Annotated in this window: 14 protein-coding genes; 2 read left to right on the forward strand and 12 right to left on the reverse strand. The window is 66.3% G+C overall.

The annotated features are described in order from the left end of the window. Window positions 1-165: 165 nt before the first annotated feature. The 3 genes from AC3DET_RS00890 to AC3DET_RS00900 are packed head-to-tail and all read right to left on the reverse strand — an operon-like array spanning window position 166 to window position 1,346. Window positions 166-366: a hypothetical protein gene (locus AC3DET_RS00890; protein WP_225590851.1), complete on the reverse strand. Its 201-nt coding sequence runs from the start codon at window positions 364-366 to the stop codon at window positions 166-168. Between the two features lie 15 nt (window positions 367-381). Then, window positions 382-726 (reverse strand): RidA family protein, encoded by a 345-nt coding sequence (locus AC3DET_RS00895; protein WP_192201024.1) that lies wholly within the window; start codon window positions 724-726, stop codon window positions 382-384. Window positions 727-773: 47 nt separating this feature from the next. Next, a complete protein-coding gene (locus AC3DET_RS00900) occupies window positions 774-1,346 on the reverse strand; it encodes a DUF998 domain-containing protein (protein WP_488390425.1) in 573 nt (190 codons plus the stop codon). Window positions 1,347-1,596: 250 nt separating this feature from the next. On the opposite strand from AC3DET_RS00900, the gene AC3DET_RS00905 reads away from it, so the two are divergent. Then, window positions 1,597-2,685, forward strand: coding sequence for a diguanylate cyclase (locus AC3DET_RS00905; protein WP_488390426.1), 1,089 nt, complete (start codon window positions 1,597-1,599; stop codon window positions 2,683-2,685). Between the two features lie 24 nt (window positions 2,686-2,709). On the opposite strand, the gene AC3DET_RS00910 is transcribed toward AC3DET_RS00905, so the two are convergent. The 6 genes from AC3DET_RS00910 to AC3DET_RS00935 form a co-directional block, all read right to left on the reverse strand. Then, entirely contained in the window at window positions 2,710-4,527 is a 1,818-nt protein-coding gene (locus AC3DET_RS00910) for a sensor domain-containing diguanylate cyclase (protein ID WP_488390427.1), read from the reverse strand. Window positions 4,528-4,561: 34 nt separating this feature from the next. Further along, the gene (locus AC3DET_RS00915) at window positions 4,562-4,843 is read right to left on the reverse strand and encodes a hypothetical protein (RefSeq protein ID WP_488390428.1); all 282 of its coding nucleotides are present in this window, start codon (window positions 4,841-4,843) and stop codon (window positions 4,562-4,564) included. 91 nt (window positions 4,844-4,934) lie between these two features. Beyond that, window positions 4,935-5,747, reverse strand: a complete 813-nt coding sequence (locus AC3DET_RS00920; RefSeq protein ID WP_488390429.1) for an SAM-dependent methyltransferase — start codon at window positions 5,745-5,747, stop codon at window positions 4,935-4,937. Window positions 5,748-5,773: 26 nt separating this feature from the next. Next, window positions 5,774-6,274 carry a GNAT family N-acetyltransferase gene (locus AC3DET_RS00925; protein WP_488390430.1) on the reverse strand — a complete coding sequence of 167 codons (501 nt, stop codon included), beginning with the start codon at window positions 6,272-6,274 and terminating at the stop codon, window positions 5,774-5,776. Between the two features lie 70 nt (window positions 6,275-6,344). Further along, window positions 6,345-6,785 carry a thioredoxin TrxC gene (gene trxC, locus AC3DET_RS00930; RefSeq protein ID WP_488390431.1) on the reverse strand — a complete coding sequence of 147 codons (441 nt, stop codon included), beginning with the start codon at window positions 6,783-6,785 and terminating at the stop codon, window positions 6,345-6,347. A gap of 32 nt (window positions 6,786-6,817) precedes the next feature. Beyond that, window positions 6,818-8,176: a M24 family metallopeptidase gene (locus tag AC3DET_RS00935; protein WP_488390432.1), complete on the reverse strand. Its 1,359-nt coding sequence runs from the start codon at window positions 8,174-8,176 to the stop codon at window positions 6,818-6,820. A gap of 147 nt (window positions 8,177-8,323) precedes the next feature. Here AC3DET_RS00935 and AC3DET_RS00940 point away from each other — a divergent pair, with 147 nt between their 5' ends. Next, window positions 8,324-9,397, forward strand: coding sequence for a tetratricopeptide repeat protein (locus AC3DET_RS00940; RefSeq protein ID WP_446537206.1), 1,074 nt, complete (start codon window positions 8,324-8,326; stop codon window positions 9,395-9,397). 55 nt (window positions 9,398-9,452) lie between these two features. On the opposite strand, the gene AC3DET_RS00945 is transcribed toward AC3DET_RS00940, so the two are convergent. The 3 genes from AC3DET_RS00945 to AC3DET_RS00955 all read right to left on the reverse strand — a co-directional run bounded on the left by AC3DET_RS00945 (window position 9,453) and on the right by AC3DET_RS00955 (window position 12,909). Next, window positions 9,453-9,890: a hypothetical protein gene (locus AC3DET_RS00945; protein ID WP_488390433.1), complete on the reverse strand. Its 438-nt coding sequence runs from the start codon at window positions 9,888-9,890 to the stop codon at window positions 9,453-9,455. A 181-nt stretch (window positions 9,891-10,071) separates the two neighbouring features. Then, complete coding sequence (locus AC3DET_RS00950) at window positions 10,072-10,665, reverse strand: 2'-5' RNA ligase family protein (protein ID WP_446537208.1); 594 nt, start codon at window positions 10,663-10,665, stop codon at window positions 10,072-10,074. 120 nt (window positions 10,666-10,785) lie between these two features. Next, window positions 10,786-12,909 (reverse strand): M13 family metallopeptidase, encoded by a 2,124-nt coding sequence (locus AC3DET_RS00955; protein ID WP_488390434.1) that lies wholly within the window; start codon window positions 12,907-12,909, stop codon window positions 10,786-10,788. Window positions 12,910-13,077 lie beyond the last annotated feature (168 nt).

Genomic DNA, 13,077 nt, shown 5'->3' on the forward strand with positions numbered 1-13,077 from the left:
CAGGGGCTGCGGCGCGCACCCCGGGAAGTGCGTGCCGCAGCGGCTGCGGAACGTGCGCGCACAATACGCGAGCCATTGTTGAGGTCCGGTTAGCGTTTCGAAGCAGTTTTATTACAGACATTTACGGCCGGATGTGCATCCTCGCTCTCACGCCGTGTGCCGGCCTCACTCTGCCTCGTCACGCGGTCCTTCCGCCATCGCCCTTTCGCGCTTCGCCTTCGCGGCCACGTACATGTTGTCCACCAGGTTCGGATAGCGCCGGCCTGCCGCAATTGCACGTGCCCTGGCTTCCTGCACCTGGTCGGGCGTGAGTTTCTGGCCGCCGTCGCGACGCTTCGGCGCCGGACGATGCCAGGGACCGGGCATGCGCGTCGCCATCGTTCAGACCGCGGCGGTGACCACGATCTCGATCAGCCAGCCCACGCGTGCGAGATGCGCCTGCACGGTCGCGCGCGGCGGCGCGTTGCCTTCCGGCACCCAGCTGTCCCAGACGCGGTTCATGCCCTCGAAGTCCTGCAGATCCTTCAGGAAGATCTCGGCGCGCAGGATCTTCGACTTGTCCGTGCCCGCGCGCGCCAGCAGGGCATCGATCTCGTCGAGCACCTGCTGCGTCTGTCCGGCGATACCCTGCGTCGCATCCTCCGCGATCTGGCCGGCGAGGTACACCACGCCGTTGTGGATGGCCATCTCGGACAAGCGCGTACCCACGTCGAACCGCTGGATCATGATGCTTTTCTCCCTGTTGGAAGCCGCAGCTTAGCGCCGGGCTTGCGTCATCGCACCCGGCTCGTTCGCCAGAGCCATGTTGCGGCGAGCAGCATGGCGGTGACGATCAGCGCGATCAGCAGTTTCTGCACCCAACCCTGCCCGGCCGGCGCCCACAGGGCATGCAGCCACAGCAATGCATGGCAGCCGAGGGACCATCCGGCCGCGAGGGGGAAGTACGGCTGCCAGGCCGCGTCGAGCCGGAATCGCCACGCCTGCAGCACCATGCCGCCGGTGACGCAAAGGAATGCGGTGATCGCACAGGTGTGGTGGAACCATCGATGGAAGTCGGGCGCGACGGACGGCAGCCACGAGTCCCCGATCGCCACGCCCGCCAGCGCGACGGCGCCCGTGCAGAGCAGCAGGAGCGGCGCCGCACTGCGCGCATGTGCCGACAACTGCCGGTAGATGCCGATCGCCAGCACCGTGATGGCAATGGCCAGCACGCAGTAGGCAACGCGCAGCAGCAATCCGCCGGGGCCCAGCAGGTACTGGCTCAAGGTGGCCTGCTGCCAAGCGAGATCGGCCCGGAGAAACTGCAGCGCGGCGCCCACCACCAGGAACAGCGACGCACCTGCCATCGCGGCGAGCGCCGCGATGCGAGCGCGTACGCGCGGGTCCGGGGAAACGGGACGGCATGGGGAGTCGGGCATCGAGACGCGCAGCGGAAACCGGCCCCCGATTATCCGGCACCGCCTCAAGATTTCCCGGCCGGGGCCGCTGTCGTTGGCAGGGCTGCGTGACGTGCCCAGCGTCACGGTTTGGCCTACACTCCGCCTGCCCCCGGCGCACCGGGGATGGCCGTCACGAGCAAGGGGACTCCACGCGCCAATGCCGTTCACCGCACCGCTTCCCGGCGCCGATCCGGCGCGCCAGAGCCAGCGACTGCCTCGCCGGATCTACCGGCTTCGCATGCTGGGGATGGGTCTGGCTGCGCTGCCGGTGGGAACCGTCCTGCTCGAGGGCAACGCCGGCCTGGGTACGTGGTCGTGGCTGGTCTTCACGGCGGTACTGTGGCCGCAACTGGCGCTATGGCTGTCGCTGCGCCATCCCAAGCCTTATCGGGGCGAGATCCGCAACCTGTTGTTCGATTCGGTGCTCGCCGGCATGTGGGTGCCGCTGATGGCGTTCAACCTGCTGCCCAGCGTGCTGCTGGTGACACTGGCCACGGTCGACAAGATCAGCACCGGCATCGATCGGCTCTGGTACTGGTCGCTGCCGTTGATGCTGGCCGGCGCGCTGGTGGCCGGGTTGGTGACGGGGTTCGAATTGCGTCCCGTCACCAGCATGCCGGTGATGCTGGCGTGCCTGCCGATGCTGCTCATCCATTCCATCGCCGTCAGCCAGGCCAGCTATCACCTGGTCCGCAAGGTCAAGCGGCAGAACCGCCTGCTGGACGAACTGAGCCGGCGCGACACGTTGACCGCGCTGGACAGCCGTCGGCATTGGCAGGAGCAGGCCACGTTGCTGCTGGACCAGTGCGCCGCGACGGGCGAACCGGCCACGCTGATGATGATCGACATCGATCACTTCAAGGCGATCAACGACCGTCACGGCCACACGGTGGGCGACGACGTGCTGCGCGCGACCGCCGACGTGATCCGCCACAGCATCCGCGCGCAGGACTGCGCGGGCCGGCTGGGTGGCGACGAGTTCGCCGTGCTGTTGCGCGGGACCGATCTGGTGGCGGCGGAGATCGTCGCCCAGCGCATCCGGGCTGGCGTCGAAGCCTTGCGGGTCCAGTCAGCGCCCGACCTGCGGCACACGGTGAGCCTGGGGTTGGCGAAGGCGGACGCTGCGGCAGGCGGCTTGCGGGCCTGGCTGGAAACGGCCGACCGGGCGCTCTATCGGGCGAAGAGCAGTGGGCGCAACCAGCTGGCCATCCACGAAGGACCGCAGCCAGCCCTCGCCACGCGCTGAGCCAGGCGATGCGGCGCTGCCGCGTCAGGCGCCCAGGTGTTCCGTGCGACCTTCGCGCTGCGGCAGTTCCAGCACGTTGCTGCCGGCGGCGCGCACGCTTTCCTGTTCGTTCTCGTGCACGCAGACGCGGTTGCGGCCCAGGTGCTTGGCCCGGTACAGCTGCTTGTCGGCATGCGACAGCAGCTTGGCCAGGCTGTAGCCGGACTGCATGCTGGAGGTCACACCGAAGCTGCCGGTGATGGCGAAGACATGCCCGGTCTCGCGGGTCTCGATCTGCGCCAGGCGCACGCGGCAGTCTTCGGCCACGCGGGCGGCGGCGCGCAGGTCGCAACCGTACATCAGGATGGCGAATTCCTCGCCACCCAGGCGGCCGAGTACGTCGATGCGGCGGCAGAAGCCCTTGCTGGCTTCGGCCACTTCCTTGAGTGCCCAGTCGCCGGTGCCATGGCCGAAACGGTCGTTGATGTTCTTGAAGTGGTCGAGGTCGAACATGATCAGTGCGGCCTGTTCGCCATTGCGGGCGCACTCGGCCAGCGCGCGCTCGGCACGCAGCGTGAAGTGGTGGCGGTTGCAGATACCGGTCAGCGCGTCGGTTTCGGCCATCTTCTTCAGCGACAGCTGCACGCGCTTGATCTTGAAAGCCCAGTAGCCGATGGAGGCAACCAGCAGCACCAGCAGGATGACGATCAGCCGCGTGTTCTGCGCGGCCTGCTGATCGACTGTGCGCTGCAGCTGCAGGACCTGGTTTTCCTGGTCCAGCATGCTGATTTGTTGGGTTTTCTGCAGCGTTTCCTGGCGAACGATCTGGTAAGCAAGTTCGCGAGCCTTGACCTCATTGAGGTAGGCCTTGTCGGCTTCGGCGAAGCTTTGATAGTAGGCCAGCGCCTTTGGAAGTTCGCTCTTCTGTTGCGCGACCTCATAAAGGGTGCGGTAGGCCTTAACCAGCGGAAGTGTACTAGTCAGGCTGCCGCTCTGCGCGAGCACACCTTGGGCATAAGCCTCGGCTGCGCCCATATCGCCTTTCTCTAAGCTCAACTCTGCCAGGAGCGCTTTCACTTCCGCGATGAGATGCGGATAACGAGTTGCTTCCACCTCGCGCAGATTTTTCTGCAGCATCGTGATGGCGCGATCACGCTGACCCTGATCAGCCCACTTCTTGGCCAGCGTAATCCTGATGAAGTTCGCCGCCGCAGGTTCGCGTTCTCTTGTGCACTGCTCGATACCTCGCGTCAATTCGGAGTCATCCGCACCCAACAAGGCGAGATTATGTTTTGCATCCAGTTGGACCTGCCGCGCGAGGCACGCGGTGCGCCCATCCGGTTTGTCGGCAAGAATCCGCTCGGAATAGAACAGAGCTTGGCGGTTTTGGCCGATCTGCAAATTCATCAGCGCTGCAACGCCGAGCCCCTGATGCCTGACGTCACGGGAACGCACGTCATTGACCAAGGAAAGCGATTCTTCAAGTTGCCTCAAGCCTTCCGTGAACTGACGATTCAGCGCGTACGCGTTAACAACAAGGACTCCCGCGCGGAACTTGGTGTCGGTATCCTTGGTCGAGCCCATCAGTGTCCGCGCGCTGGCGACCGCCTGATCGAACTTGCCCTCAAAGACCAAGGAGTAGGCTCTGAGGTACTCGATGCGCTCGCGCTGCGCCGCATCGGCTTCGTCGCTTCGCTCATCAAGTTGCTTCAGCAGGCGCAAGAATGATTTCGGGTCCGAACTCCTGAGCGCCTCCGCCTGATCAATCACCTTTTCCAGCGGTGCGAAAGCGAGCGCCGACCCGGTGCCGGCCAGCAGCACCAACGCAATGAAGACGTTTCCGATTGTTTTGCGCGCCAACATATCCTTGCTCCTGTAGCGAACGCGCGTCCCCACCCTACTCTTGTGCGGGGGGCGCTTCCTCGTCGGGCACATCCGTGTCCGAATAATCATCATCTTCCTTGGCGGGCGCTTGGTCGGGTGCCCACACCATGCAGATCATGCTCGGTCGCGCACCCAAGACGTTCGCCAACACCGAGGCGTCCCGCGCCTTCAGCGCCAAGGCCTCGGGCTCAGCTATGTCGAGTGCGTCCACTGCGGCTTCATACTCGGCCACCGACATGCGACGAACGGACGAACTACGTCCCATGGCTTCAAGGAACTGGATGCTATTCGACACGACTCCCCCATAGAATTTAATGAACTTCGGCCATTCTGGACTGTTCCCCGACAGACAGTGCCGACCTTTGTCGCCGAAGATACCCCGTTTCCTACCTGCCTACCATAGGCGGATTGCACCCGTTGACGGCCGACAACTGCTTCAGGCGTGCGGCCACCCCGTCGTTGGGTTCCATGGGGCGACTAGGCGGTATTACGAGGGTGGAGGCATCGGTCAGGATCGCACCCGCAAGCTCCCGCAGGAGAATCCGGTCCATTCGCGGAGCGTCCATGGGGAGCGTTGCTGCTTGGTAGACCACTACCTCGTGATTATCTCCATAGTACGGCCGAAGCAGCTCTAGCAGGATTTCCCGATGCTCAGCTCCCGTGCCCCTGCTCTTCAGCGTCGGATCCCCAGCGACCCCGATTTGCCAGAGTACCAGGTATGCGCTCGCATCCACCTGACGGCGGTACATCATGAATTGACTGGCTTCATAGTGCTGGCAACCAAACTTGCCCGGGTCGATACCAAGGTCAGCGTACAGGCAATCCTCGGCGGACACCGCCGCCTCCATGACGGCGTCGTAGCCGGATTGCCGGGCCTGCTCTATCGCACGATGCGGCACGCATGCAAAGACGCCTGGATGACCGTAGAAGGCGCCGCAGACGCGCTTGCCGGCGGCGACCTCCTCCAGCATCGCCTCCACCATCTCGTTATAGGTCTGGCTGCGCATCTTCTCCGTTGCGTAGTAAGGCTGCAGACTCCGAACATCCGGATTCATCTCCTGCACCCACAGTTCAACCAAGGGGTCGGACGCGGCTACGAACACCACATCGGCCTCCTCGATAAAACTCCTCGCGCGTGGCGCCAAGTGGGCCCCCAACGTCATTCCAAGTCCGACACACGCCAAGCTGCCTGATTTCATTGCAACATCCCCCTGTACAAATACCTTCAATCGCGATCACGTCGCCACCTTGTCCAATCCTCTGATAGGCGCGCGCTTTCGACCCGCCTGAAACTGCAGCGCTCCATCAATCGTTCCCAGCCAATATTGTTTGGGCGTTGACGAGATTCAACCCGAAGCAAATAAAGCGTGTTGAAGCAATACTCCGTAATCGCGTTCACTGCATGCGTTCCCAAACCGTGGCCCTGCCATTCGCGCAGCAACAGAACTCCAATCTCCGCACTTGAAACGCCTGCCATTAGCAAAATGATACCGGCACCCTCTCGGCGATCAGGCGAGGAAACGGTCCATACCCAATAGGCCGGGTCGCGTGAACATGTCAGCCTGCAAGCGTCGCTGAAGCGCAAGCGCGCAGTGTCCGCACCCACCACTGCGGACACATGCCGCATCGTCTCAACCGAAGCATGAAGGCGGAGATACAGATCTTCGTCTTGAACGCAAATTGGGTGCAGTCGGACCGGTCCTGCGGTCAGAATCGGGGCCGTCATTTCTATCCATTCACAGCTGGGCGCGGAGACGCAGCGCGCCCACACCCCATCGAAGTTCGGTACAAACGTCTCACCCCACCAGCCCCCGCGCCCACCTCACGATCGCCTCCGCCGACATCGCCCCGCTCTGCCGGGCGAGCTCGCGGCCGCCCTGCAGCAGCACCATCGTCGGGATACTGCGGATGCCGAAGCGGTTGCCCAGTCCCGGGCAGGCTTCCGTGTCCACCTTGGCCAGCCGCATCGCGGGCTCCAGCACGCCCGCCGCCTGCTGGAAGTGTGGGGCCATCTGCAGGCAGGGCCCGCACCACGGCGCCCAGAAATCCACCAGCAACGGCAGCGTGCTGCGCAGGGCGTGGCGGTCGAAGTCCGCCTCGCCCAGCGCCAGCGGCAGGCCGGTGAACAAGGGATGGTGGCAGCGCCCGCAGTTGGGTATCTCGACCAGCCGCGCCGGCGGCACACGGTTCATCGCCGCGCAGTGCGGGCAGGCGATCAGGTGGGCGTCGGCGCTCATGCAGGCATCCTAACGCCCGCGCGTCCGGCGCGTCACCGCACCACGTGCCAGACCACCTGCCGCCCCGCCAGATAGACCACCCTCCGGCCATCGAACACGGCCATCTGCTCCAGCTTGACCTGCACGTTCTGCCCGCCCCACTCCGGGACGCGCGCCTTCACGTTGCCCTCGATGGCGTAGACCGTATCGGCATGCAGCGGCCAGTCGCCCTGCCCCGCGGTGGATCCCTGGTTGTCCCACATGCCGATGGTCGGCCCGGGCGCGTGGCCCACGAACCCCACCGGATGCGAGTAGGTCGCCGCGCGCAGTCCCAGGCGGGCGACCTCGCGCTGCGTCGCCGCCAGGATCTCGTTACCCGTGCGGCCGGCGACGAACTGGCCGGTCAGCGCGTCCTGCCAGCGGTTGCCCTGTGCCAGCGCCGCAAGAAGCCCAGCGGGCGCCCCGGCGTCCCCCGCACGCGCCACGTAGGCCATTTCCTGCGTATCGGTGCAGAGCTTGAGGTAGCACAGCCCCACATCGGTGTGCAGTACATCGCCGGGCTGGATCACGCCTTCTTCGCCACAGAACGGCGCATCGTCGGCGCACGCCGTGCCCGCCCGCTGCAGGTTCACGTCCGGCATGAACCACGGCGCCAGCCCCAACGACTCGAAGCGCTCCCGGATGTACCAGGCCACATCGTCCGTGGTGGTGACACCGGGCGTGATGACCCGGCCCGAGAACGCCTCGGCGATGACGCCGCGTGCGAGCGACACGATATGCGGGTAGGCGGCCAGCTCTGCCGCGGTGCGGGTCTCCATCCAGCGCACCACCAGCGTCTCCGCCGGCACGAGCCTGGCCTGCAGCGCGGCCGGCAGCACCGACAGCAGGCGCTCGTGCAGCGCATGCGTCAGGCCATCGGCGACCGCCCACTCGCCAGAAACGTTGATGCCGATCCTGCGCGGATCGCGCGCGGTGATCAGCGTGCCCAGCGCGCGCCACTGCGCGTCGAGATCCCCGCCGGACCACGCCGTTTCGTAGGGCGCGCCGAACGGGTACCGGTTGATGGACAGCCGCTGCACGCTGCCATCCGGCTGCCGGTGGAACACCAGCATCGTGGTCCGGCGCGCCGCATGGGCCGGCTGCGGCACCAGCGTGAAGTACACCGGGTCTTCCGCGTACTCGCGCGCGATCACCACCCACATGTCGAGATCGGCGTCACGCATCAAGCGGGGCAGCAGAGTGTCGAGCCGCTCGCGGAGCATGCGGTTCTCCGGCTCCACGCGGTCCCGCAGCGGCAGCACTGCCCCCACGCCGATCCCGTCCCGTCCCTGCTCCGGCATCGATGCGGCATGTCCGCAGGGCGCCGACGCCAGACCGGCCAGCAGCAGGAGCAGGAAGATCGCAGCGCGCATGCAGGAAGCCTCCGACGGAAGGGCCATGACGCTAGCCGCCCCACGATGATCGCGTCAACGCTGCCCGGGCGGTTCATGCCGCACTGCGATGCGGGACTACACTCCGGTCACGCGGACGCGTCCCGATGCGGGACCCGGAGGTGGGCAATGTGGACGAAGTGGCTCGGCACCCTGCTGCTGGCGTCGTCGGCCCTGTCCGCGCTGGCCCAAGCCGCCCCACCCCCTGCTCCCGCCGACGTGCTGGCGCTACCGGAGCCGCTGAAGCGGCAGTTCCGCGAACAGGTCCTCGATCACACCCGCCTGCCGCATGCCCGGCTCGAGCGGATGGTCGACTTCCTCTTCAGCCCCGGGGGACTGGGCATGAGCTACCACGCCGACGCCAACCACACCGTGGCCGAGGCCTACGCCACGCGCCAGGCCAACTGCATGAGCTTCACCCTGCTGACGGTGGCGCTGGCGCGGGAGGCCGGGCTCGATGCCTACGCGCAGCAGGTGGACGAAACCCTGGCCTGGCGGCAGGACCACAACATTCTCTACCGCACCCAGCACGTCAATGCCGGCGTACGCATCCGCGAACGACGCTTCACGGTGGATGTGGCCTGGAACGAGGTCATCACCCGCAAGCCACCGGAACCGATCCGCGACAACCGCCTCATCGCCCACTACTACAACAACCGCGCGGCGGCGCTGCTCGAACACGGCGCGCTGGATGATGCCCTGCGCCATGCGGAGATCGCCCTGACCCTGGACCCCGGTTACGCCACCAGTTGGAGCAACATCGGCGTGATGTACCTGCGCGACGGCGATGGAGCGCGCGCGGAGCGGGCCTACCGGCACGCACTCGACCTCGACGCCGACAACCCTGGCGCGCTGTTCAACCTGGTCACGTTCTACCAGCGTGCGGGCAACGTGGAAGCCGCACGTCCTTTGCAGAAGCGACTGGATGCCGCGCAGGCCCGCGACCCGTTCCACCATTTCCTGCTGGCCGCGGGCTTCGAGCGCGACGGCAACCTGGTGCGCGCTGCCGCGCACTACCGCAAGGCCATCCAGTTGTACGACGGCGAGCACCGCTTCCACTTCGGCCTCGCCCGCGTGTATTTCCTGCAGGGCGACCACCGCCGCGCAGGAAAGGCGCTGGCGCGCGCAGGCGAACTCAGCCAGGGCGATACCCGTGCGCTTTACCAGGCCAAGCTGGACACGCTGCGCAGGCAGGGCGACTAGGCTGCGGCGCAGCGGCGAGGGACCACGCCCGGAAGCATGGCCCCGCGCATCGGGCTTACTTCAACTTCAATTCGCGGATCAGATTGCTGCCCAGGATCTGGCGCATCTTGCCGCGGTCGGCGTAGGCCGTGTTGGCTTGCGCGGTATTCTGCCCGGTCACCTTGCTGGAGACCGCTTCGGAGCGGTCGCGCAGGCCATCGAAGGCCGCCATGTCGGGGTAGACCACGGTCAGGTAGACGTCCGGGTCTTCCGGCCGGCGCGCCTGTGTCGAATAGATCGCATAGCCGAGGATGATGCCGGCCTCCTTCTGCGCTTCCATGACCCGCTTGTACTGGCCCTGCAGGTGCTTCATGTAGTTGTCGAACTGGCCATCCATGATCTTCACCGCCGTGACCTCCATGACCGGCCCTTCGGTATAGCTGCGCTCCTGCGCCGACAGCGGGAAGGACGGCGCGCACAGCAACAACGCCCACAGCAATGGCAAGCGTTTCATGTCGGATTCCTCGTTCGATGATCGCCGGATGATTCCGGGTGCCCACCTGAACGCGTCACGGTGCGGCACTACGGCCATGCAGGGGCGGGAATACGCGCCCGACCGACGAACGCACGACATGGCGACCCCGTATTACACACGCTGCTGTCGAAGCACCGGACTGCCCCGGCGCGCGGGAAGGCTAGCCCGCGAGCGACCACTCACCCAGGCGCGCGTAGTCGGCCTCCCCCTCGATGCTCTGCAGGAGGTGCACGCCCTGCGGGTGCAGCACCACCGGCGGCACGTCCACCGGGGCGGTGCGCGGCGGCACGTAGGCCAGCGTCAGGTGCGGCACGAAGCTGCGCCCGACGTGCTGCTTGAAGCCCGCACGCAGCAGCCGCTGCTGCAGGTTGCGCCAGAACGCGACCGTCGCGGGCGACGGGTGCAATGCCGCCAGCGTCAGCGCCGGATTCTTCGGATTGCCCAGGCACAGCAGGTGGTCGAGGGTGATGCCGAGGGGTTCCGGCTGCCAATCCTGCATGGCGTTGCGCGCGGTGGCGATCATGTCCTCGCGCGGCCCATCGCTCTCGCAAAGGAAATGCAGGGTCAGGTGGTAGCGCTCCGGTCGTACCCAGTGCGCCTGCGGATACGCCGCCTTCAGGTCCTCGGCACGGTGCCGCAGCGCTTCGCATTCGCCCGCGGAAGGCACCAGAGCAAAGAACAGGCGATGCAGCCGACCCGGTTGCGGGCCGCCGAACAGGTCGCCTTGCGGAGTGGAAGCGGAGCGGGATGACATGGCGCGCGGGCGTGGAACAACCGCCTCATCATCGGCGCGAGGACCGGATGATGCAAGCCTGCAAAGCCCTGCCAGGGAAGGCAGGAGCGCTGGCTCCTGCCTTCCTGCAACGTCACCGGATCACCATATCCGCACGCGCTCCTGCGGCGCGATGTACAGCGGGTCGCCCTGCTTCACGCCGAAGGCGTCGTACCACGCGTCGATGTTGCGCAGCGGGGCGAAGGCGCGGATGTGGCCCGGCGAATGCGTGCCGTTGACCAGTTGCTGGCGCAGGGCATCGTCGCGCCACAGCGTGCGCCACACCTGGCCCCAGCCCATGAAGAAACGCTGGTCGCCGGTGAAGCCGTCGATCACCGGCGCCGGCTTGCCATCCAGTGAACGGTGATAGGCCTCCAGCGCAATGGTCAGGCCGCCCAGGTCACCGATGTTCTCGCCCATCGCCACCCGGCCGTTGATGTGCATGCCGGGCAGTTGCGGGAACGTGTAGGCCTCGTACTGTGCGCCCAGCCTGGCGGCCTGCACCTCGAACTTGGCCGCGTCCTCGACCGTCCACCAGTCGCGCAGCACGCCCTTGCCATCCGCCTTGCGGCCCTGGTCGTCGAAGCCGTGGATGATCTCGTGGCCGATCACGCCACCGATGCCGCCGTAGTTCACCGCCGGATCGGCGTCCGGATCGAAGAACGGCGGTTGCAGGATGGCCGCCGGGAACACGATCTCGTTCTTCACCGAGTTGTAGTAGGCGTTCACCGTCTGCGGGGTCATACCCCACTCGCCTTTGTCCACCGGCTGGCCCACGCGCTTGCGACGGTAATCCCACTCGAACTGCCCGGCGCGCAGCGCGTTGCCGAACAGGTCGCCGTTCTTCACCACCAGCGCGCTGTAGTCGCGGTACGTGTCAGGGTGGCCGATCTTCAGGCCGAACCCTTGCAACTTGGCGTGCGCCTCCGCCTTGGTGGCCGGGCTCATCCACGCCAGCGTATCCAGGCGCGCGCCCATCGCCGCCTTCACGTTGGCCACCAGCGCATCCATCTTGGCCTTGGCATCCGGCGGGAAGTACAGCTGCACGTAGTCGCGACCGATCGCCTCGCCCATCGCCGACTCGGCGAACGCCACGCCGCGCTTCCAGCGCTCGCGCTGCTGCGGCTGGCCGGACAGGAACTTGTCGCGGAACTCGTACTGCGCCACCGAGAAGTCGGACGACAGCAACGGAGCCGCGTTGTCGGTCACATGGAACGCCTGCCAGGCCTGCAGCGTGGCGACATCGGCATCGGCGAAGATCGCGGCGATCTTCGGGATGGCGCTGTCCTGGCGGATCACCGCACGGCCCGCGCCGTCCACGCCGGCCGCCTTGAAGAATTCCGCCCACGGGAAGCCAGGCGATTTCGTCGCGAACTCGGCCATCGCCAACGGGTTGTAGGTCTTGTCGCGGTTGCGGCTTTCGGCACGCGTCCAGTGCGCCTCGGCGATGCGGGTTTCAAGCGCCAGGATCGCTTTCGCGTTCTCCTGCGGCCTGTCCCAGCCTGCCAGCTGCAGCATCTGGGCGATATAGGCCTCGTAGCGCTCGCGCTGCGGCTTGAAGGTGTCGCGCAGGTACATCTCGCGGTCTCCCAGGCCCAGGCCGCCCTGGCTCAGGTAGAGCGTGTAGCGGTCGGGATCGCGCTGGTCATCACTGACGCCGAGGTTGAAGAAGCTGTCGAACATCCCACCGCGCTGACCCATCAGCGTGGCCACGGCCGCCTTGTCCTTCGCAGCGCGGATGTCGGCCAGCAGCGGTTGCAGTGGCTTGGCACCCAGTGCATCCACGGTCTTCTCATCCATGAACCCCCGGTACAGCGCGGCGATCTTGGCAGGGTCGCCCTGCGTGGCCGGATCACCCAGCGCATAGCCTTCGATCAACACCCGCAGGCGCGCCTCGGACAGGTCGCGCAGGATCGCGAAGCCACCGTAGCTGGAACGTTCCGCCGGAATCTCGGTGGTGTCGGCCCACGTGCCGCTGACGTAACGGAAGAAGTCCGTGCCCGGCTGTGCCTTGCGGTCCATGCCGTCGGTGTCGATGCCCCATTCGCCGAACCGCCTGGCCGCGATGGTCGAACCGGTGGCGGATGTGCCCGCACTTCCGGATTCGGCGAACAGTGCCTGCAGCGTGCAGCCGTCATCCAGGCAGCCATCGTGTTCGTGCGCGGCCAGGGGTCCGGCAAGGGACAGGGCGAGCAAGGTCGCGGTGGTCAGCAGGGTCTTCTTCAAAAGCGTTCTCCGGAAACAGGACAGGTGCCCGCGTCGCGCGCGGGCGTGCCCGTGAGGATACCCACCGGCCCCGGCCCGGCGACCGTGCCAAAAGGTGGTGGACGGCCGGGGGTTCCGCCCCCGCTCCGCGCCGGGAAAAAAGACGAAGCCCGGCCAAGGCCGGGCTTC

Source organism: Pseudoxanthomonas sp. 97-1-1 (assembly GCF_057773125.1).